Raw genomic sequence first — 21,905 nt, 5'->3', positions numbered from 1 at the left:
GAACCTTCCGCGCACCATGCGCGACATGCGAGGAAAATGTGGCACGCTGGCGTTGAATTCAAGTGAAATCGCGTCGTGACCGCTTTGCCCGACGAGCCCGCTGTGCCCACGCCCCCCACAACGCCGCCCGCCCCGTACCGCGGCCGCTTCGCGCCCTCGCCCACCGGCGACCTGCATTTCGGTTCGCTGCTGGCCGCGTTCGGCAGCTGGCTGCTGGCGCGCCAGGCCGGCGGCACCTGGCTGGTGCGGGTCGAGGACCTCGACCCGCCACGCGAGGTCGCCGGGGCCGTGCAGCGCCAGCTTGATGCACTGGCTGCGTTCGGCCTGCACAGCGACGAGGCGATCGTGCGCCAGAGCGAGCGCGGCACCCTGTACCAGGCCGCGCTCGACCGGCTGCTGGCACAAGGCCTCGCCTTCCACTGCCATTGCAGCCGTACCGGACTGGCCGCCGCCGGCGGCATCCACCGCCGCTGCGTGGCCCAAGGCGCCCGTACCGACCCGGCGGTGCGCCTGCGCGTCGCCGACCACGGCGTGGTCGCGTTCGACGATGCCGTGCAGGGCGTCTACGCCCAGGACGTGGCGCGTGCGGTCGGCGATTTCGTGCTCAGGCGCGCCGACGGTTACTGGGCCTACCAACTCGCGGTCGTGGTCGACGATGCCGCACAGGGCATCACCGATGTCGTCCGCGGCGCCGACCTGCTCGACTCGACGCCGCGCCAGATCCTGCTGCAGCGCGCACTCGGCCTGCCGACGCCACGCTACGCCCACCTGCCGCTGGTGCTGGGAGCGGACGGCCGCAAGCTGTCCAAGTCGGAGGCCGCGCTCCCGATCGACCGCGACGACCCGCTGCCGGCCCTGCGCGCGGCCTGGCTGCGCCTCGGCCAGGACCCGGCGGCACTGGCCGGTGCCGGCAGCGTCGCGGCCCTGCTCGCCCGCGCGCAATCGGACTTCGTGGTTGCGGCCATCCCCGCCGGTGCCGGCGACCGCCACGATGCAGCAGCAGTTTCCACCATCGCTGACTAGAATCGGGTCGTGGCCGCATCCGGCGGTCGGGGGAGGACAGCAATGCAGTCACGCGTGGCACTCGTCACCGGCGGTACCGGTGGCATCGGCACCGCCATCATCCGGCGCCTGGCGCAGATGGGCCACCGGGTCGCCACCAACTATCGTGACGAGGCCAGGGCCCGCGCCTGGCAGGCGCGGATGCGCGGCGATGGCATCGACGTCGCGCTCGCCCAGGGCGACGTGTCCTTGCCCGAGCAGGCACAGGCGCTGGTGCAGGAGATCGAGCGCGATCTCGGCCCGATCGAGATCCTGGTCAACAACGCCGGCATCACCCGTGACTCGACCTTCCACCGCATGACCCCGCTGCAGTGGAACGAGGTGATCGGCACCAACCTCAATTCCTGCTTCAACGTGACCCGTCCGGTGATCGAGGACATGCGCGAGCGGCGCTGGGGGCGGATCGTGCAGATCAGCTCGATCAACGGCCTCAAGGGCCAGTACGGCCAAGCCAACTACGCCGCCGCCAAGGCCGGCATGCACGGCTTCACGATCTCGCTGGCGCGCGAAAACGCGCGTTTCGGCATCACCGTCAACACGGTCTCGCCGGGCTACGTCGCCACTGACATGGTGATGGCGGTGCCGGACGACGTGCGCGCCAAGATCGTTGCCGAAATCCCCACCGGCCGGCTCGGCACGCCGGACGAGATCGCCTACGCGGTGGCCTTCCTGGTCGCCGAGGAAGCCGCCTGGATCACCGGCTCCAACCTGGACATCAACGGCGGCCACCACATGGGTTGGTAGAGAACAGCCCACTCTGTGCCCAGGAAGCGACTTAATAGCAACAGCCCCCTTAGTTAGGGGGGCGATTCGCGCCACAGGTGCGAATGGGGGTATGGCAGCGCGTCTCGGCGCCCAAGATTTTGCGCAGCAAACTTTGGGGTTTACCAGGCGCCGCCTGGGAAACGGCAGTTGCAAGCCCCCCCGCCCTGCGCCATGCTGCGAAGCACCACGATTTAGAGCCAATGCTCCATGGCCGCGATCCGCGTCATCAAGAAATACCCGAACCGCCGGCTCTACGACACCGAGATTTCCAGCTACATCACCATCGAGGACGTGCGCCAGCTGATCGTCGATGGCGAGGAATTCGAAGTGCGCGACGCACGTTCCGGCGAGGACCTCACCCGGCAGGTCCTGCTGCAGATCATCGCCGAGCATGAGCAGGACGGCGAACCGGTGCTGTCGACGCAACTGCTCAGCCAGATCATCCGTTTCTACGGCGATTCGCTGCAGGGCTTCATGGGCAATTACCTGGAACGCTCGATGCAGTTATTCCTCGACCAGCAGCAGCAGTTCCGCAACCAGGTGGGCGGGGTGCTGGGGCAGACGCCATGGACGATGATGAACCAGCTCACCGAGCGCAACCTGGCGATGTGGAACGAGTTCCAGCGCAACCTGTCCGGCAGCGTCGGCCAGAGCGCCGCCACCGGAAAACCCCGCACCGACAAGCGAGAGCGCTGAGCGCGCCGCTCCCGGCGTTTCGCTGGAAAAACCAAAGAACAAGGCCGGCGATGCCGGCCTTTGTTTTGTCGCCAAGATGCCGCGCCGCCGAGGCTCACTTCAGCGGCGGCTGCCCCTGACAGTACTTCGCGTAGTACTGCTCGGCCTGTGGCATCAAGGACTGCAACGTCTGGATGCGGTTGGCCGGGTCCGGGTGGGTGGAAGCGAATTCCGGCGGGCGCTCACCGCCGCCGAGCTGGCCCATGCGCTGCCACAACGGGATCGCCTCGCGCGGGTTGTAGCAGGCCGCCGCGGCCAGCATCAGCCCGACCTGGTCGGCTTGGGTCTCGTGGTTGCGTCCGTACGGCAGCACGAAACCGTACTGCGCGCCGGCGCCGAGCGCGGCCATGACCGCCTGCTGCTGTTGCGGGTCCATGCCCCCCATGGCCATGCCCGCGGCCATCTGCCCCATCTGCACCAGCTTCTGCTGCGCCATGCGCTGGCTGCCGTGGCGCAACAGGGCATGCGCGATCTCGTGCCCCATCACCACCGCCAAGGCATCGCGGGTCTGCGCCACCGGGAACAGGCCCGTGTACACCGCCATCTTGCCGCCGGGCAGGCAGAACGCATTGGCCTGGTCGGACTGGATCACCGCCACGTCCCACTGGAAGCTCTGGTGGTCGCTCGGCGCCTGTTGCTGGTGCTGCGCGGCCAGGTCGGCGGTGACCTGCGGCACGCGTGCGATCAGGCGTTGGGCGATCTCGCGGACCTGCTGGCTGACCTGCGCATCGGCCGGCATCAGCGCCCCCTGTGAATTGGCGTCGCCGAGCACCTGCTGGAACGCCTGCGCGCCGAGCTGCACTTCCTCTTCGGCGCTGGCGCCGTAGTGCGCCTTCTCGCCGGTGTACGGGTCGGTTTTGGCACTGCCGAACCACGACCAGGCGGCATAGCCGGCAAACAGGATCAGGATCCACCAGCGCATGCCGCCGAAGCCGCGACGCGGCCGGCCTTGCTGCCGTGCACTGCCAAAAGGATCGGTCCTCATCTGTGCACTCCTTGCCGGTGATCCGATGCGATGTGGAGAACTCTAAGCCTCAGTGCGGTCGGAATGCACGCCCTCGTTTCAGATTTCTCGCACCACACGAAAACCGACGCGCGCACTGGTGGTATCGGCATCGTTGCCCAGTCGCCAGGACGATCGCGTCTGCGCCGGCGAACTGGCCCAGGAACCGCCCCGTATCACACGCGAACGGCATCCCGGGTTGAGCCAGGCCGCGCCGTCGCGCGGCGCACGACGGTAGTTGTCGTGCCAGCAGTCGGCCACCCATTCGCTGACGTTGCCAGCCAGATCGTGCAGGCCGTAAGCGTTGGCCACGTAGCTGCCGACGCGCGCCGGGCCCCACGCGCCGTCGCCGTAGCCAACGAAGGCGTTGCGCCAGCGGCGCCCGCTGGGCGATGCATCGAGGCCGCCGGTGAAGTTGCCGGCGCGCGCCGGCGGAGCGTCGTCGCCCCATGGGAAGCGGCCGGCATTGCCGGCGCGCAGCGCGTACTCGAATTCGGCCTCGCTTGGCAGGCGATAACGCTGGCCGGTCTGCTCCGACAACCAATTGGCGTAAGCCATCGCGTCCTTGGCGCTGACGTGGACCACCGGCAGGTCGTCGGCCGCGGGATGGCCGGCATAGTCGGATTGCCAATCGACGTTGCCGCGACGCACCAGGTTGCCACTGCGCTCGTCATACGCCGTCGAATAGCCGCGCCGACTGGAGCGCGCCCGGTGCTTGCTCGCGGCCATGAAGCGGCGGAACTCGCCGACCGTGATCTCGTTGCGCGACATCGCCAGGCCGCGATCGAAGCGGATGTTGCGGGCCGGACGCTCGGCATCGCTGGCACCGGCCTCGCTCTCGCCTGCCCCCATGCGGAAGGCACCGTGCGGGATGACCACCAGCTGCGGGCCGCGGCCGCCGCTTTTCATGGCGTCGGTAAACGCCTGGCGCGGCCGGAACAGTCCGTAGTGCGTGGCTAGGTCGATGCGCTCGCGCAGCTCGGCGGCGGCCGGGTTGGCGGCCGGCGCGATCCGCAGCAGGGTAGCGAGATGGCGACGGGCTTCGTCGATGCCGTCCTCACGGCTCAGCGCGGCCAGGCCCTGGTCACGCAGGGCACCGACCCGGGCCAGGCGCTGCATGGTGATCTGCGCGCGCGCATCCTCGACCGTACCCAACTGCGGCCGCAATGGCGCGGCGACATCGAGCCAGCGAGCGGCCCCGGCGTAGTCATCGCGGTCGGCGGCGACCTCGGCACGGCGGATCAGCGCGCTCTCGGCCGCCGCCATGCCCTGGCCTGCCCGCACGTCGTCCGGACGCAGTTGCAAGGCCTGGCGGAAATAGGCCAGCGCGCCGTCGCGGCTACCGTCTTCGCCGATGCGGCCGGCGTTCAGGGCCTCCTCGCCAAGTCGATTGGCCTCCTGGGCCTGGTCGGCCTGATCAAGCCTGGCCAGGTACTCACCTGCAGCCGGATCAGCCGGAGCAATCGCCCGCACCACGGCGGCGATCTCGTGGGCACGGCGCAACGACAGCGGGTCGCGATCGAGCGCGGCCAATGCGGTGTCACCCTTGGCCAGCAACTGCGCCAGCGCGCGCGCGAAGCCGGCCTGCACGGCCGCGTCGTCGGGCGCATGACGGCGCAGCGCCAGGTACAGCGGAATGGCATCGTCGGCACTGCCGAACAACCGGCCCGCCGCCAGCGCGGTTTCGGCCCGGGTCTTGAGTTCGCCAGCATTGGCCTGGGTGACCTCGACCGCCGGCGGACGCCAGGGCGGCACCGGCGACACCGCCTGGTCGGCACTGATCGTCACGATCGGCGCCCGCGCAGCGCCTGCATCGCGTGCCGCGTCGACGCCGGATGGCTCGCGCGAGCAGCCTGCCGCCAGCCCCACCACGGCGATGCCTGCCAACACCAATGCGCGCAATCGTCCTCCTTAGCCTGGCGGCCGGGCCGCATCCCGGGCCTGCACCCCCGGCGTGTTCTGCGGCCCCGATCGTTCGGGGTTATCGAAAGTAGGCTATTGTCGCCCGCCCCGGCAACCTCGTCGCCCGCCCGCGCCACTCCGAATCATGCCTGTCGTCTGGATCACCGACCCTGCCGCGCTGCAGGCGCGCTTTGCCACCCGCCCCGAACGGATCGGGCTGGACACCGAGTTCATCCGCGAGCGCACCTACTGGCCGCAGCTGGCGCTGGTGCAGATCGCGGTCGGCGATGCGACGGCAGATCAGGACATCCTGCTGGTCGATCCCCTCGCCCCTGGCATCGCCGAGGCGCTCGCGCCGATCCTGGCCGATACGGCGATCCTGAAGATCATGCACAGTCCCAGCGAGGACCTGGTCGCGTTCAAGCACACCTGCGGGGTGGTGCCCAAGCCCTTGTTCGATACCCAACTGGCCGCAGCGCTGGCCGGCATCGGCAGCGGCCTGGGCTACCAGAAGCTGGTCGAACAACTCACCGGCATCGCCCTGGCCAAGGGCGAGACCCGCTCGGACTGGCTGCGCCGGCCGTTGTCGGCCGCACAATTGGAATACGCCGCCGACGACGTGCGTCACCTGTTTGCCATGCACGACGCGCTCGACGGCCTGCTGGGCCAGCTCGAACGTCGCGACTGGCTGGCCGAGGACGCCGCGCGCACGATATTCAACGCCGAGAACGAAGCCTGCGAACGCTGGCCGCACCTGTCGCTGCGCACCGCGCAGTTCCTCGACCGCGACGCACAGCTGCGGCTGCTGCGGTTGCTGCGCTGGCGCGATGCCTACGCCCGCGACAACGATCGCCCGCGCAGTTGGATTCTCGACAACGAACTCGCGGTCGCGATCGCGCGCCACCCGCCCGCCGACCGCGACGCCCTGCAGCGCCAGCTCGACGCCCACCCGAAAGCCCCGCGCAAGCTCGGCGAAGCGATCTGGCGCGCGCTCGATACCGTATTGCCCGACGAAGCGCAGGCACCGGACGCGAGCCTCGCCGAAACCCGCGACAAGCAGCGCCTGCGCAAGCTGCAGGACGCCGTTGCCGCACGCAGCGCCGAACTCGGCCTGCCCGACGGCGTGCTCGCCTCGCGGCGCTGGCTCGAGGCCCTGCTCGACCACGGCGACTGGCCCGAAGCCCTGTCCGGCTGGCGCCGCACCGCGCTCGAACCCGGCCTGGCACCACTGCTGGCCGCTCAGGACTAGCGCCTGCACGGATCGACCGCTAGAATTTCGCCGTCGTGGGGCGGTAGCTCAGCTGGGAGAGCGTCGCGTTCGCATCGCGAAGGTCAGGGGTTCGATCCCCCTCCGCTCCACCAAATCATCCAGCCTTGAAAGCCTCGGAAAGCCTGTCTTTCCGGGGCTTTCCTGCTTCTGCAGCCTTGATTGCCCCAGCTTTCGATGGCAGGACATCCGCCCTAGCCACCCACCGAAAGTGCTGCCTCCACGAGCGGCTTGGCCCAGTCCGGCGTGTTGCTGAGCGACTCGAGATCGTCAGGCCATACGAGCTTGCCCGATTTCATTTCCGCGACCAGCAGCGGATCGGGAATTGCGTCGCCCATGCCGGCATCGGCGCTGTTGTCGTACACCTGCAGGTGCGCCAGGCACGGCATGAGCGCGATCAGGTTCTCCAGCGCCGCCGGGTAACGTTCACGGATCTTGGCCTCGGGAATGTCGTGCCCGCCGACGGCCACGCGGGCCTTGACGCGGGCAAGGTGCAACTCCGGCGAGGACAAGCCGCAGAACCACATCAGCACGTCATGCGTCTTCGCCGCCGCCTTGATCCGGGCGGGAACGGTGCGACCACCCAGCGTGGTCTCGAACGCATGGTGCGTGCCATGGGTGATCGCCTCATCCAGACGTCGCACGCCCTCCTGCCACGCGACCGCATTGGCCGAAACCTGGTCGCAACCGGTCTCGGCGATCAGCTCGCGCGCAAACGTGTCGGGGTTGAACCAGGTCAGCCCGACCTGTTCGAGCAAGTAGCCACCCACCGAACTCTTGCCCGCGCCATTGACTCCAGCGAGGACATAGAGAACGGGACGGGCCTTCAATGGCTGGCCCCGGCCTTGACCTTGCCACCGAGCTTGGCGGGGCCTCGCATCAGCCCGCGCAGGCGATCGCCCGCATCCGCCGCCTGCAGGGACGCCAGGCGCTCATCGAAGCGCTGACGCAGGACATCCAGCGCCGATTCGTTCTTCGACCCGGCATCGTCCAGGGCGCGCATGATGGCGCCGTACTCTTCGGCCGAGAGGATGACCGCCTCGGGCTCGTTGTGATTGGTCACCACGACCATGCCCTTGCGACCGATCGCCTTCATGACGCCTCGCCAGCCGAGCTTCTTCACATCGGAAGCCGGTGTGCGCGGCAGGTCTTCAATTGCGTCGAGCTTGAGCGTCAGGGCCATGCTCCCACTCCAGCGTGCGTACTGGACTGAGATATACCCTTTTTTACCTTTTTGGGCAAATTTGACTACCTGCGGTACGCCCGGGCCCGAGTCAGTTCGCGAACGCCTGCCAATGGGCCGCCGTGTCGAATTTGAGCCCGCTCGAGGCCTCACCGCGGCCAGTCAGCTTGGCGCGGCCCAGCCACAGGCAGGCGCGGCCATCGGGCGTGCGCGCGTACTGGAACGCGCGCCGCACCACGGCGCCGGCGCGCGGCACCTCCTCCTCGCACAGGATCAGGCTGTCCGTATCCGAAACCGGCTGTTCCTCGTCTTCCAGCAGCAGGCGACCGCGCGGGTGGAACAGGTAGACGCCGATGCCCTCGGTGGTCGCGGTCTGCTGGATGAAGGCGTCGTTGCTGTCCAGCAGCGCCAGGAACTGCTTGTAAGCGCGTAGGCGTGCGTCGTCGCCGGGCTGGATCGCCAGCGGATCGGGCAAGGCATAGAAACGCTTGAGGCCAGCGCGCTGCAGCCAGATTTCGGTGACGCTGGCGCCCGGCCGCACCTTGCGCACCGGCAGCAGCGGAATCCAGTGCGCCGGCACGTGCGTGGCGAGGCGGTAGACCAGTTGCGGATCACCGGTCTCCAGCGTGAGCTGCTGGCGCATCGCCAGCCGCGCCGCTTCCAGGCCACGTTCGATCGGCTCGCCGGAGGCGCCCTGCACTTTCTTCTCGATGCCCCAGGCCAAGTTGGCCATCTCGTCGCGCACCAGCAGCAGCTGTTCCAGTGGCGCGCCCTCGAGCGCGCGGTCGGCCACTGGCGGCAGGAACAACACGTCGGTCATCGGCCCGGGCGCATCGGTGCCGGCGCTCAGTTCGTACATGCGCCACGGCGTACCGTCGCTGTTGCGCGAGGGATGCACCGCGGCCTCGATACCGAAGGAATCGACGACCTTGAAGTCCTCGACCTGGTACAGCGCCCCCACCTCCAGTTCCAGCGGCACCACGAACCAGTCGTTGCCGAAGGCGAGCGCGAACTCGGCGATCATCATCCGGGTCAGGTCGGCCGGCCCGGCTTCGACCGCGGCGAAGTTGACGCGCGCGTCCTCGAATTCCCAGTAGCGGTCGGCCGGCATGCCGGGGTAACGCACCGGTGTCGGATGGCGTCGTTCCACCGCGTGCTGCGTCGTGGCCGGTGGCGGTGTTTCCGGGTCGCGCGTCAGGGTACGGGCATCGAAACTGCTCCAGTCCAGGCGGCCGTCGACGTATTCGCCGGCGTCCAGGCGCAGCGACGGCGTGGCGTCATTGAAGGCGCCCAGCGAGAACCGGTACTCCATGCGATCGGGTTGCCAGCTGGGGTTGGGCCACGGCGCTTCCATCACCAGGTCGTCGAGCCAGCGCAGCCAGGCACCGAGCCGCGCCAGCGCGGCGGCATGATCGGGCGCCGGCAACGCCAACGCCGGCGGCAACGCGGTGATATTGCCGCTGGCATCGCGCAACAGCCGCAGCGCGGCGGCGAGTTTCGCGGCGTCGATCGCACGCGTGCCCCAGACCACGTGCCACAACAGGCCCGGCGCATCGCTGTCGGGATCGGGCGGCGCCGGCAGCGTCAGCGCGAATGCCGTGCGCACGGCTTCACCGAGGCTGGCGGGACCATCGTGCGCGATCATGCGCTGCAGGTGCAGGCCGGCTTCGGCGTTGAAGCGCGGATGCCGCGCCAGCGCCGGCTCCTGCTCGATCAGCGCCTCGATCGGGGTCGACACCGCGACCGGCAGCTGCGGCGCCGTGGCGATATCGCCGCCGGGGAAGCAGGCCGACACCGGCCGCCCGCGCACCGCGAAGCGGCTGTCGATCGGCGTGCCCGCGTCCTCGCCCTGGAACTCGTTGAACTGCCACTGCCGCGCCAGCAGCCACAGTGGATCGGCCAGGCTGGCCTGCAGGCCGGCGTCGAGGTCGGGGCCGGTGGGCAACGTCTCGATGCGGTTGTAGGTGCTGATCGACGGTTCCAGCACCACGTAGTCCAGCGCCGAGAAGTCGACGACCGATTTGGCGACGTGCATCTTCATCGTGGTCTCCTCATCCCTTGCCGAGCGCGATGCTGGCCGAGTACTTCAGCGCACCGGCCCTGATCATGTCGGTGATGCGCACGCCGGGCACGTCCTCGCTCGGGTTCTCGGGCATGTAGTTGGCCGGCAGCATCAGGCCGAGGCCGTCGGTGAGGTCCTGCGGGCGCACCGCGCGCAGTTGCGCGAGGTCGAAGGCTTCGTTGACCGTCGCCAGCACTTCGCCGAAGGTCCAGTTGGCCATGTCCAGCCGCGGCGGCACCGCCAGCAGCACAGCCTGCGGCGGGCGGCTGCCGGGGGCGTCGTAGTGGAAACTGATCGCGGTGGTCTGCCAGGCCGAGGGCACGAACTCCTGCCACTCGTCGACCAGCAATCCGCCGATCGCCGTGTCCGCGGTGACGTCCTGCAGTGCATCGGGCGCATGCGCGACCCAGGCCAGGCGCGGCGGCTCGCGACGCGGCGTGTCGGGCTTGCGTTCGGGGTTGGCCCAGCGCTGCGGCAACGCGCCCCAGCAATCGTCCGGCTTGTACGGCAACTGCACCAGCTTCCATTGCGCCGCGGCCAGCGGTGCGTGCATCGCTTCGTGCGCGCTGAGCGCCGCGTTGAGGCGGTCGCTGCCCTCGCGCACGCGCGACAGCTTGGTCAGCCAGCCGGGGATCGCCCAGTCGTCGCCGGCGAGCAGGCTGCTGCGCGCGGCGAGGCTACCGGCGACGCTGCCGGCATAGGCACCGAGGGTGAAGCGCGGCAACACCGGGAAGGCCTTGCCGAACACCGCCTTGATCCGGTCGATCGCGTTCTGCACGCGCCGGCTGTGGCTGGCGCCGGCCTGCTCGGGCGCGCCGGGCGCCAATGCGTTGGCTGCATCGAGCTGCGACTGACCTTGCGCGAGTGCGCGGCTGCGACGACGTTCGAACAGTTCGACGGTCGCGTCCGCCGTCACCGCTTCGCCGGCGGCGTCGGGCGCGGTTCCCGGCTGTGCTTCGACGATGCCGAACATCCAGCCGTCGAGCAGGCGCTGGGCCAGCGCCGGTCCGACCGCGGCGTTGCGCACGTTGTCGAGGTAAGCCTCGAGCGCCGTCACCGCCGCCGCGGCGCGCGCCTCGATCTCGGCGAGGTCGCTGCCGGCGTATTCGCCGGCATCCGCGGGATTGGCCGCTTCGATCTCGTCACGCGGTACGACGACATCCTTGCGCGTCAGCGCGCGCGCCGATTCGACCAGCCGTCCCAGCGTCGAGGCCAACGCCTCGAACGCGGCCAGGCCGAGCTTGCCGGGCTGGCTGCTGCCGGATTCGATCATCAGCTGGGTATGTTCATCCGGATTCGCGACCTGCGCCGCCAGCTGTTGCGCGATGCGCGCGCGCAAGGCGCTGTGCTGCGCCTGGCCGGCGCCGGACACCGCGCGGCTGGCCAGCACCACGGTCAGCGGCGACCAGCCCAGTGCCTGCGGCGACAGGGTCAGCGGCGTGGCGTCGATCACATCGCCGCGCGCCACGCGCGCCTCGAACACGAAGCGCGCGGGATCGCCGAGCATGCGCGCCAGCCAGGCGTTCAACAGCGGTTCGGCGGCCGCGCGCGGATCGTCGGCGCCTGCCGCCTGCCAGCGTTCGTCCATCGCGGTCGACTGGCACGCGACCAGCACACGCTGTGCGTAGGACACGCCGATGCGCGGCGTGCGCGTGACCTGCGGTTCGACCGGTCGATCCTGCTTGTCGAGCACGGCCAGCGCCGCGCCGGCGCGTTCCAGGTTGCCCTGCACCACCTGGTACACGCCTTCGGCGACCAGCACGTCGCTGACCGCGTCCCAGGTCTCGGCCACGGACTTGAGCAGGCCATCGATCGTCGCCTGCGCCGTGGTCATCGCCGACACGAACGCCGGTTTCCAGTCCGGCACCGGCTGCAACTGGTCGACCGCGGCCAGCACCGCGACGCGCACCGGCGCGAAGCCGCCGGCATACGCCTCCAGCAGCTTGATGCCGTCGACCACATCGCGCGCGGCGATCGATTCCTGCGGCTGGTCGCCCAGCGCATCGCCGGCCGGCTTCAGCGGATACGCCAGCCGGAACGGCAAGGTGCAGTGTCCGAGCAGCGCGTCGCGCAATCCGCGCTCGAAGCGGTAGCCGAGCAGTTCGGCCAGCGACTGGCCGTGGCTCACGCCCTCCAGCATCGCGTGCGCGCGCCGCACCCGTTCCGAGGACAGATCCATGTTGAAACTGCTCTTGGCGCTTTCGTGGTTGGCCAGGTGCCCGCTGCGCAGGATCGCCGCGGTCGCCGCCTGCGGCAGCGACGGCGCGTGCACGAAGCCGAGACTGTCGGGCTCGCGCATCGGCCGTGGCAGGCGCTCGACCCAGCCGTAGCCGCCCAGGTGCACGCCCTGCGGCCGCGTCTTGCGCACCGCCTCCAGCCGCCGCGTCGCCAGTGCCGTGTACCAGGCGTCAAGACGGTAGCCGTAGGCGTCCATGGTGGTCTTGAAGGCGATGTCGAGTTCGCCGACGCGGCGCCCGGCCAGGTAGGACAAGCTCTGCTTGAACAGCGACAGGTCCTTGAAGTACCAGGGCTGGGCGATGCGTCCGTCGATGAAGCGTTGCGCGGCATCGCGCGCGGCGACCTGGGTCGTAGGCGACGCCACCGCGCGCATGCCGCGCGCGAGGTGGTCCTCGATGGTGTCGCTGCCGGTGACGCTGGCGACGCGCAGCTTGGCGACCTCGCGCGTGCTGCGAAGCTCGCGCCAGCTTTCGGTCTGCAGCGGCGCCTCGATGTTGATTTCGGCGGCGGCCGCCTGCGCGACCACGGTGCGCCCCCACGGCTTGCTGGCGGTGACGCGGTCGGTCGCCTCCACTATCGCGATGCCGCCATGATCGAACTCCTCCTCGGCCGAGAATGCCAGCAGCGTCTCCAGCAGCGCGCTGCCGCCCTGGCGTGCGTTCAACTGCTGCTTGGCCTGGCCCTTGTCCAGGCCCAGCGCATCATGGATGGCGTGGATGTAGTTCTTGCCCTGCGCGTCGACGCCGAGCGCCTGCTCCGGCGCGCGCTCGCGTTTCGGATCGACCGGATCGGCCTCGACCCAGGGCACGCCTGCCAGCGCGCGCGGCGGATCAGCCAACAGCAGCATGTCGATCATCGCGTCGCGCGGCAATTCCTTGCTGATGCCGAACAGCCCCAGCAGCTCGTCGGTCCATTCCGCCTTCAACGACTGCTGGTTGCCGATCATCAGTTCCTGGTCATCGCTGAAGACGACCGGACTGGTCAGCGACATCATCGGATTGTCGACCCCGCGCGCCTTGGCCACGCGCGACCACGGCCCGGTCTGCAGCAACTCGGTGACCGATTGCAGGTTGCCGTCGACCAGGTGCGGCACCTTCTGCGCGGACAGCTTCCAGCGCGGACGCAGCGCGGCCAGCACCTTGCGCACGCCGCCATCGAAGCTCGAATCCGGCTGATAGGAAGGCGCGACCACCGGCAGCACGCCGTAGGGCTGCTTGTCGATGCGCAGGTTCGGCAAGGGTCCGGATGGACGCAGGTACTGCATGGCGAAGTCGCGGAGCTTCGCCACCACCTGCTTCTTCACGTAGCGATCCGGTTGCTGGTCGTCGTCGGCACCGACCGCGAACCACGGATTCCACATCAACGACAGATAGCGCCCGAAAGTCGCGCGCCACAGCGCATTGATCATGTGCATCGCGGTGGCCGGCTCGTCCAGCGCGGCGTTGGCGATGTTCGGCGCATCCAGCGCGCTGTCGTCCAGGCCCAGCGCGTCGCGCAGGCGTTCGGCCGCGGCGTAGCGGCCCGGCTCCGGCACCTGCGCGGGCAGCGGCGGCATTGGCGTGTCGGCCGCGGAAGAAAAACCCGACACCGCGCGACCGGTGTTGTTGGTCGGCGTGCCCAATGGCGCGAAGGAGAAATCCGCAGCGGCCTGATGCGCCTGCAACAGGCCACCGACCATCGCCGCCGAGGCCTCGGCATCGAGCGTCCAGTCCACGCCCAGCACGACCAGGCGGTCGACGCCCTGATCGAAGTCGAAGCCGTCGGCGAGGTCCTGCGCGCGCACCTCGATCGCCATGCCGGCCTGCAGTGCCGCGCCGAAATCGACCAGCCAGGCGCGGTCGCCGCCGAACAGGCCCTCGCCTTCCGGCAGCGGCTGCGCCGGATCCAGCACCGGCGCCATCGGCAGCACGTCGGCGACATGCTGGCCCCAGACCCGGAACACTTCCTGGCCCTGGCGGATGCCGACCGCGCACCAGCGGTCCGGCAACGCGGTCGCGAACGCCTGCTTGGCACCGCTGGTGACGTCGTCGATGTCGTCCGGGAACACTGGCGCAGTGTCCGCCTGCCCCAGCGCATCGAGATTGGTCGGCGTCAACGTGCGCACGATCCACGCCGCACGCGGCGCGCGATACAACGCGACCATCTCGCGCCACAACGCGGCGGCGCGGCCTTCGGCCTCGGCTTCGGCGGCGTCGCCGTCGGCCGGGTCGCGGGCGAAACGCGCCTGCCAGTAGGCCTCGCCGCGGGCGCGTTCGGCCGCGGTCAGGCCAGCGCCGTGGCGCAGCACGTGCAGCGCGTCGGGATAGATGCGAATCGCCAGCCGCAGCGGATCCTTCAGGTAGCGCGTCTCCAGTCGCACCGGCAACAGCGCCATCGGCACGTTGCCGTCGAGCGCTTCGACCATGTTTGCCGGATCGCGTCGCGCGAGCAGGTCCACCGCCAGCGCGTCGACGCGCGCCAGCGCCTCGCGCTGTCGCCCGCGGGTGCCGCGCAACTCGGCTTCGTGCCGCTCCAGTTCCTCGTGCAGCCGCGCCAGTGTCTGCGCGTCCGCGCCATTCTGTCGTGCCCGCGTGATCGACGCCTGCAGGTCGGCGACGTGGCGCGCGCCGGTGTGGCCTGCGCGCCTGAGTTCGCCCGCTTCGCCGCGCGCAGTAGTGATTGCGGTCAGATCGAGATTCAGACGCGGCATGACGGGCCTCCTTGCGCTGCGGCCGTGCCGATGCGGACGCGATCGCGATCGCGATGGTGCTGTGCGGATTTCATGTTTTCGCCACCAGGTCCGCGCCCACCCAGTAGCCGCGGAACGGACGCTGCAGCAGCGCGCGTGCGGTCTGCGCCGAATGCGCGGTGAGCGGCAGTTCGACCGCATCGGGCACCTGGTCGTTGGCCTTGCGCAGATCGGCCAGGACGAAGTGCGCGCCCTGGGCGACGCCGACGTCGCTCCAGCGCACGTCCTTCCAGCCCTTGGCCACCGCAACCTCGGGCACGGCGCGCCCACTGCCGGCCTCGTCGAAGCCGAAACGCGGCTCGGTCATCTGTTCCTCGATCACGAAGCACCAGGCCTCGCGCTCGCCGGGCGGAATCGGGAAACCGACGAAGGTGATATCCGGTGGCAGCGTGCCGAAGAACACCGGGTTGCGGATCAGGTCCTGCAGGGTCGTGCCGGCCGCGAACTCCTCGGGCACACCGAGCTTCTCGCCAGCCGGCGATTTCCTGCGCGCATAGATCACGGTGTTGGGGAAACGCTTGAGCAGCTCGCCGCGGATCAGCAGCACCAGCCATTCCTTCTGCTCGGCGCTGGCCGCGCCCTGGCCGCCGATCGGGGTCCAGTAGGTCCAGCGGTGGATCGGCTCGATGTCGAGCTGGCCGTCGAGCCGTTTCCAGAACTGGCGGAACGGCGTGCCGCGCTGGTCGGTGGGATAGCCGCGCCACAGCAACTCGCGCCCCATCTCGTGGTTGAGGCCGACCATGTAGGACTCGACGAAGCGCGGATTGGTCTTGAGCAGCAGCACGAAGTCGTTGGGAATGTCCTGCGCGCCCGGCAGGAAGGCGTCGCGCAGCTTCTTCGACAACGGCTCGTAGGCCGGCAGTGGCAGCTGCGGGTAGGCCATGACGCGATCGAAAGTGGCCGGAATCAGGTAGCGCAGGCGATCGTCGACGAGATCGGCGTAGCGCCGGCCGACGAACAGGCTGTCGACGTCGCCGCCGGTTTCGAGCTTGAGCCGGCTGTCGGCCACGCTCAGCATCGAGGCGACGCGCGCGGGGATCGTCTTCGCCGGGTCCACTTTCGCCAGGGTGCTCGCGGCGGTCGCGGCCAGCGGAAAATCGGTGGCGACGAACTTGGCACCGGTGTCCTTGAAGCGCGCATTGAAGTCGGTGAAGGCGGTCGACAACCGCGTCATCGTCGCGCGGTCCTTGATCGGCGCCAGCACGGTGGCGGTGACCATGTCGGCGGTCGCGGCGGCCGCACCGGTGCCGACGAAGCCACCCGCGCCGCTGCTGACGATCCGCACCGGTTCCGCACCGGCCGCGGTCGGCAAGGTGTTCGGCGGCAAGGTGGCGAACACCGCGGCCGTGCCGTAGCGCTTGAGCGCGGTGGTCTTCACCGCCGCCAGCGCGCCGGACGGCACCTTCGCCAGGCCGCGGCGGCCGCCGCGCACGAACTGCAACGCGCCGCTGCGGCCGTCGATCATCAGCGGTGCGACATCGACCGCGGCCGCGCCGCGCTTGACCGACATCAGCAATCCTTCGGTGCCACGCACGTCGGCTGTGGCGACGGCCGTCATCAATGCGCGTTCGTCGAGCGTGGTGTCGCTGCGCTGTGCCAGCGCGGTGAACTGCAGCCGGTGCGTTTCGGTCATCAGCCCGTTCTTGCGCGTGGCGGCCAGGCTCGGCTGCGGGCGCGGTACCGTGCCGACGCGGTGCAGGCGCGCGCTGGCCTTGCGATGCGACTTGATCTGGTCCGCGGTCAGCGTCCGCGACCAACCGAGCAAGGGTTCCAGTTCGACCTGCGCGCCCGGGCTGGAGGGCAGATCCAGGCCGTCGTAGACGTTGGTGCCGAGGATTCCGTCGGGCACGAATTGGGTCGGATCGACCAGGCTTTGGTTCTTCGAGGCCAGCGACAGCGACGCGAACAATTGCTTCACCTGGGTGGCGATCGGCGGCTGTTGCGCGCGTCGCACCGCGGCCTTCAGCGCCGGACGTTGCGCGCTGAGCAATCGGCGCAACGCCGGGTCGATCACCGCGTCGGGCAGGCTGGTGCGGGCGACACGACCCTGCAGCGTTTCCTGCGGGGCGATGCCCAGCCGTCCACGCGCCGGACCGAGCACCGACAGCACCCGCTCGGCCGGCAGCTGGGTGATGTGGCGCGCCATCAGGCGCTTGCCGGTCTCGACCGCCAGCTTGCCGAAGTTGAGCAGCATCTGCGCGCGCAGCACGTCGCCGACCTGCGCCCAGCACGACTGCATGAATTCTTCCTGGTACAGGCGCACGACTTCGGCGCCGTAACCGGCGGCCAACCGGTAACGCGGGTCGAGGTTGAGGTCGGCGAGCCAGCCGGCGTTCAATTCCGCCGGCAGCACCACGTGTTTCTTCGCATGCCAGCCGCCGTAGACCGGCGGTGCGATGGTCGGTACGCGCTCGCTCGGGCCCTGCGCGAGGTTCTGCGCCTCCGGGTCGTCGACGATCGCCGACAGGCGCGTCGCCACGTCCGCGTCGGGTGCGGCGGCCTGCGGAAAATCCGGCGTGCCCAGCGCCGTCGACACCAGCGCGCCTTCGTACAGCACGGTCTTCTTGACGCCGCCGTCGGTGAGCAGGCGGTCGGCGTCGAGCAGCACCGGCGCGGTGCCGAGCTTGAGCAGCTTGGTGTTGAGGTCGGAGCCTTCCGGATACTTCGCCGGCGTGGTCAATCGCCGCGCCAGGGTTTCGAAATCGCCGAGTGGGCCGGTGGAAAACTCCCAGTGGTAGTACACCGGCAGCTCGATGTCGGTGCGCGCCGCCAGGTCGTCGGGCCAGGCCGGATCGAGCGGGATGCGTCCGTCCTGATCGGGCACGACGTCCTGGCCCAGGCCGATCACGCGCCCCGCCGCGAACGCCGGCACCACGCAGGCGATGTAGCGCGTCGCAGGCCGCAGCCGCCGCGGCGCCACCAGCCGCGAGATGTTGCGGTTCGGATCCTGCCGCATCGCGGTCGCCAGCACACCGGCATCGCTCGAATCCGAAGCCACCTGCGCGTGCGCCCACATCCACGATTCCGACAGTCGCGGCAATTCGCTGCGCGCCTGCTCGGCGTCCAGCGCGACGCGCGGCAACGGACCACCGCGCATCGCCGGTGGCGCGACACCGGCGTGATCGCGGTCGAACACCACCAGCACCAGCCACGGCCGCAGGCGCTGCGCATTGGCTGCCGCCGGTGTGAACATCCACGGAAAATCCGGCGGATCGAAATCGATCGCGGCCAGGTAGTTGGGCTCGAAATTCGACACGTTCGGCTTGGGTTCGGTGCGCACGATCAGGCGCATGTCGATCCCGATCACGTCCGCCGGCCCGTACAGGCGCATGCCGACGCTGTTCTCGACCACGCCAGCCGGCTGTCCATCCAGCGCCGCCGACAGGGTCAGCCCGACCTGCACGCGCGGGCGCGCTTCCAGCCCGGCGACGGCGTCCGGCGTCGCGTAACTGCGCGCAAGTCCGCGACGTACCACCGGCATGAAGCTGTATTGCAGTGCCATCGGCTTGCCTCAGTCGAGTTCGTACAGTTCGGCGACCTGGTGGCGGACGCGATCGAGCCCGGCATCACTGGCGATGCGGTCGCGTGCCTGCCAGTAATCGCCGAACACCGCATTGGCCGCGGTCTTCTGGGTGAGGCGATCGGTCACCGCCTGCGCCGCCGGGTTGACCGCGATCTTCGGCAATTCGAAAGGCAACAGCCGGGCCTTGTCGCGCATCGGCGAACGCGCCGCCGCACCCAGCTCCGCGACCCAGGCGCCATTGGCCAGTTGGCCGAGGTGGAACGCCACCACGTGCTTGAGCAGGTTGCGATCGGACAGGTTCGCTTCCTCGTAGTCGAGGGTTTCGCTGAGGGTTTCGTCGAAAACGAAATCCTCGCCGCCGAAAGACACGCCGGAATCGTATTCGCTGAACGACGGCCCCTGCAGCCGCTCCTCTTCCTTGATCTCGAAGAACTGCGCGGCCGCGAAGTAATCGCGCAGCACCTGCAGCGCGCCGCTGCCCGCGGACGTGGCACCGTACTTGAGGTCCTGGAAACCGAAACGGTTGGCGCCGTCGATCCTGGCGATGCCGACGCGCTTGAGGTCCTGTTGCCACGGCACCAGCTTCTGGCGGAACGACAGCACGCTGCGCGGATGCGCCAGCACGTCGCTGACGCCCTCGATGGCCGTCAGCGACACCAGACTCTCGCCGTCGGCGGGCAGTTGCGCCGACCAGTTCTCGCCCTTGGCGATTTCGTCGGCGAGCAGCTGCGCGATGTTCTTGCTGACCTTGGGCGTGTCGCGGTCCTGGCCCCAGCTTTCGTCGATGTCGATGCTGATGTCGGGCACCAGCGGCAGCTCGAGATAACCGCGTCCGGCAATGCGCCAGCGCCCCGGGCCGGCCAGCAGCCCTTCCACGCGCACGCCGGCGAAGTCGCCGCCGAACACGGTAACGGTGACGTAGGCGCGCAGGTCGAGCTCGAAATAGAACTTCGGTTCGAGGTAGCAGATCGCATCGAACTCGAAACCGCCCTCGATGCCGGCGATGCCCAGGTCGGCCCAGATGCGCAGCGCGGAACCGCCCTGAACCGTCGCCGAGGTGATCGCGAAATAGCCCTTGTAGTCGACCCCAATGATGCCGATGTCGAAACCCGCGCCAATGCGCTGGAACGGTTGCGGCAGGTCGTCGGGCACGTCCTTGAAGCGTGGATGGAAGCCGCCGGCGCTGATCAGGAACGTCGGGTGGTCGCCGCCCTCCAGGCGGAACGCGAACTGTCCGGTCAGGGTGATGAACAGCACCCGCGAATCGCGCAGCATCGCATCGATGCTGATCTTGAACGGGTCGTACTTGACCACGCCGAGGAAATCGACCTGCAACCGCAGCAACGCCAGGTCGGCGCTGAGCAGCGGCGGGATCTGCACCACCGCCTGCCCGACCAACGCGATCTGGCTCGATTCGATCAGCAGGCCGACCTGCACCGTCACCAGGTTGGGCGTGCCCCAGCCGACCTCGAACATCGGCCCGATGACGAAGCCGCCGCGCTGCACCGGGAACAGCGTGCGCAGGGTGTTGATGATCTGCGGTGCATCGGCCACGGGATTGGCCGGGAACAAAATTGCATCGAGCGCACCCGACGACATTCCTTGCGACAGCGCATCGGTGTCCAGCGTGTGCTGCACGCCGATCAGCCCGCCGACGCCGGTCAGGGTGAAACCCCAGCTGAGCTGGATCGGCGGGAACTGCCCGTAGATCATCAACAACAGCGACCAGCCGGCCGGGCTCTCGGTGGTGAGGATGGCGATCGCCTTGACGCCGATCTCGAACAGCTTCAGCTCCAGCACGCCGGCGTATTCGCCGCGCTCCGGGTCGATGTAGAGGTAACCGCCGCCTTTGACCACGCCGGTGTCGAGCGCCAGCCCCATGCCCGACGGAGGCTTGAAGCCGAAGCCGATCTCGGGCGTGCCGGCGAGCAGGTGCTGCAGATCGACGGTGATGCCGAGGCGATCCACCGACGCCGCGAACGGACCGGCCTCGACATTGAACGAGGCTGACAGCTCGCACTGCAGGTGATCGAGCCCGCCGATCGGCTCGATCGCGAAGGTGATCAGCTGGATCTCGAACGGACCGCTCGGCAACTTCGGCACCGGCAGGGTCACGCGGATGCCGCTGCCGTTCTTCAATCGCAGCTTGCCGTGCCGGTCGGCCTCGGCTTCAAGGTCGAAATCGACGACGACGTTGCCGCTCAGCACCTCGGCCAGGAAACTGTCTTCGATGGCAAGCTCGGCCTTGCCCTCGCGGGCGAAGAACTCCAGCCGCGGATCGCCGTTGTTCAACACGAAGCCGGCGCCGAATTCACCGAGCTTCAGCGACGCGCCACCGAGTGGACCGATCACCAGCGCGCCATCGGGCTTCTTGCGCGACACGCGGATGCCGAGCTCGGGCGGATTGGTCGTCAGCTGCGGCTTGCCGCCGGCGAACGGCACGAACGCCTCGATCGCACCGGCGAAGCGGAAGCCCACCTGGAAGCCACTGTCGCCGAGCGGCGCACCGGAATCGATCTGGCTGGCCAGCGCCAGGCGAACGCCGACCGGCAGGTTGCCCGCGTCCTTCTCGATCTGCAGGCCGATGCTCGGCACACCCGGTCCCGGCGACGCAGCGGCCAGCGGCATCAGCAGTTGCGGGAAGTCCGACAACGGCGCCGGCAGCGCGGCATTGGCGATCCAGCCGACATCGCCGGCCGAAGGCGCCTTGAACGCGCGATCGAGGATCGCGCCGACCACCATGCTCAGCAGCGCCAGCGCGGACGAAACGTTCTGCGTGCGCGCCGCATTGCCGGCGCCGGCGATCACCTCCGCCAGTTTTTTCGCATGCGGCTCGTTGACCGCAGGCAGCGCATTGGCATCGCCCGACAGCGTCAACAGGATCTTGGCCAGGCCAAAGGCGCTGGGCAGGGTCTGCGGCGGCACGGTTTCGATCACCCGCTGCACCTGCTTGACCACATCGCCGACCAGCGCCATCGCGTCGCCGAGGCCGCCGCCGGGATCGTTCTGCTGCAGCTGCACGACCCGGCCGACCGTGTCGACCGCGGCGATCGATTCGGCCACGACCAAGCCGGCATAGGCGATCGACTCGGCGACCGCGCCGGTGTTGCCGAAATCCTCGAGTTGCGGATTGGCTGGCAACGCACCGCCGGCGTTCAACCCGACCAGTTTGAACAACAGCGCCGCGGCCTGCTCGCGTTGCGCGGCCGGCACGTTGGACTCACTCAATGCACGGTCCACGCCCTCGCGGAACCATGCGTAGGACTTGCGGACGACCTTGTCGGGCTGTGCCACGCCGTTCTCCCAGCGCGCTGCGTCTCACAACAGGTGAAACCGCTCAGGTTCTCCAACGGCGCCCGTCCGGGCACCCGGCCATGGGGCCGCGCGTCCTTGCCTGCGACGCGGCAAAGCGGCGGAAGCGTCGGTCACGCCTCGTT

The 21,905-nt window shown here is 69.2% G+C and carries 12 protein-coding genes and 1 tRNA gene; 5 read left to right on the top strand and 8 right to left on the bottom strand.

The genetic code is table 11. The annotated features are described in order from the left end of the window. Nucleotides 1-75: 75 nt before the first annotated feature. The 3 genes from gluQRS (at nt 76) to phaR (ending at nt 2,523) form a co-directional block, all read left to right on the top strand. A complete protein-coding gene (gene gluQRS / locus ACFOLC_RS14290; protein ID WP_386759930.1) occupies nt 76-1,023 on the top strand; it encodes a tRNA glutamyl-Q(34) synthetase GluQRS in 948 nt (315 codons plus the stop codon). 42 nt (nt 1,024-1,065) lie between these two features. Beyond that, nucleotides 1,066-1,806 carry an acetoacetyl-CoA reductase gene (phbB, locus tag ACFOLC_RS14285; protein ID WP_386759929.1) on the top strand — a complete coding sequence of 247 codons (741 nt, stop codon included), beginning with the start codon at nt 1,066-1,068 and terminating at the stop codon, nt 1,804-1,806. Between the two features lie 228 nt (nt 1,807-2,034). Then, the gene (phaR, locus tag ACFOLC_RS14280) at nt 2,035-2,523 is read left to right on the top strand and encodes a polyhydroxyalkanoate synthesis repressor PhaR (RefSeq protein WP_386759928.1); all 489 of its coding nucleotides are present in this window, start codon (nt 2,035-2,037) and stop codon (nt 2,521-2,523) included. A gap of 94 nt (nt 2,524-2,617) precedes the next feature. Here the strand turns inward: phaR and ACFOLC_RS14275 are convergent, their stop codons facing one another. Together ACFOLC_RS14275 and ACFOLC_RS14270 are read right to left on the bottom strand one after the other, a co-directional pair. Then, nucleotides 2,618-3,547: a M48 family metallopeptidase gene (locus ACFOLC_RS14275; protein WP_386759927.1), complete on the bottom strand. Its 930-nt coding sequence runs from the start codon at nt 3,545-3,547 to the stop codon at nt 2,618-2,620. 78 nt (nt 3,548-3,625) lie between these two features. Beyond that, nucleotides 3,626-5,458: an SUMF1/EgtB/PvdO family nonheme iron enzyme gene (locus tag ACFOLC_RS14270; RefSeq protein ID WP_386760018.1), complete on the bottom strand. Its 1,833-nt coding sequence runs from the start codon at nt 5,456-5,458 to the stop codon at nt 3,626-3,628. Between the two features lie 154 nt (nt 5,459-5,612). Between ACFOLC_RS14270 and rnd the strand changes: the two genes are divergently transcribed. Both rnd and ACFOLC_RS14260 read left to right on the top strand, forming a co-directional pair. Further along, nucleotides 5,613-6,716, top strand: a complete 1,104-nt coding sequence (rnd, locus tag ACFOLC_RS14265; RefSeq protein ID WP_386759926.1) for a ribonuclease D — start codon at nt 5,613-5,615, stop codon at nt 6,714-6,716. A 37-nt stretch (nt 6,717-6,753) separates the two neighbouring features. Beyond that, nucleotides 6,754-6,829, top strand: a tRNA-Ala gene (locus ACFOLC_RS14260). Nucleotides 6,830-6,928: 99 nt separating this feature from the next. On the opposite strand, the gene ACFOLC_RS14255 is transcribed toward ACFOLC_RS14260, so the two are convergent. From ACFOLC_RS14255 to ACFOLC_RS14230, 6 genes are all read right to left on the bottom strand, one after another. Then, nucleotides 6,929-7,564 carry a zeta toxin family protein gene (locus ACFOLC_RS14255; protein WP_386759925.1) on the bottom strand — a complete coding sequence of 212 codons (636 nt, stop codon included), beginning with the start codon at nt 7,562-7,564 and terminating at the stop codon, nt 6,929-6,931. Continuing rightward, a complete protein-coding gene (locus tag ACFOLC_RS14250) occupies nt 7,561-7,917 on the bottom strand; it encodes a type II toxin-antitoxin system Phd/YefM family antitoxin (RefSeq protein WP_386759924.1) in 357 nt (118 codons plus the stop codon). The genes ACFOLC_RS14255 and ACFOLC_RS14250 overlap by 4 nt, the downstream gene beginning before the upstream one ends. A gap of 91 nt (nt 7,918-8,008) precedes the next feature. Beyond that, nucleotides 8,009-9,958 carry a hypothetical protein gene (locus ACFOLC_RS14245; RefSeq protein WP_386759923.1) on the bottom strand — a complete coding sequence of 650 codons (1,950 nt, stop codon included), beginning with the start codon at nt 9,956-9,958 and terminating at the stop codon, nt 8,009-8,011. 10 nt (nt 9,959-9,968) lie between these two features. Next, nucleotides 9,969-14,906, bottom strand: coding sequence for a hypothetical protein (locus ACFOLC_RS14240; protein WP_386759922.1), 4,938 nt, complete (start codon nt 14,904-14,906; stop codon nt 9,969-9,971). A gap of 70 nt (nt 14,907-14,976) precedes the next feature. Then, nucleotides 14,977-18,447, bottom strand: coding sequence for a hypothetical protein (locus tag ACFOLC_RS14235; protein ID WP_386759921.1), 3,471 nt, complete (start codon nt 18,445-18,447; stop codon nt 14,977-14,979). Nucleotides 18,448-18,456: 9 nt separating this feature from the next. Next, the gene (locus tag ACFOLC_RS14230; RefSeq protein WP_386759920.1) at nt 18,457-21,762 is read right to left on the bottom strand and encodes a DUF6603 domain-containing protein; all 3,306 of its coding nucleotides are present in this window, start codon (nt 21,760-21,762) and stop codon (nt 18,457-18,459) included. Nucleotides 21,763-21,905 lie beyond the last annotated feature (143 nt).

It is taken from the genome of Lysobacter cavernae, from assembly GCF_042648505.1.
Taxonomy (GTDB): domain Bacteria; phylum Pseudomonadota; class Gammaproteobacteria; order Xanthomonadales; family Xanthomonadaceae; genus Lysobacter_L; species Lysobacter_L cavernae.
This window is presented reverse-complemented; position numbering and strand designations above follow the sequence as displayed.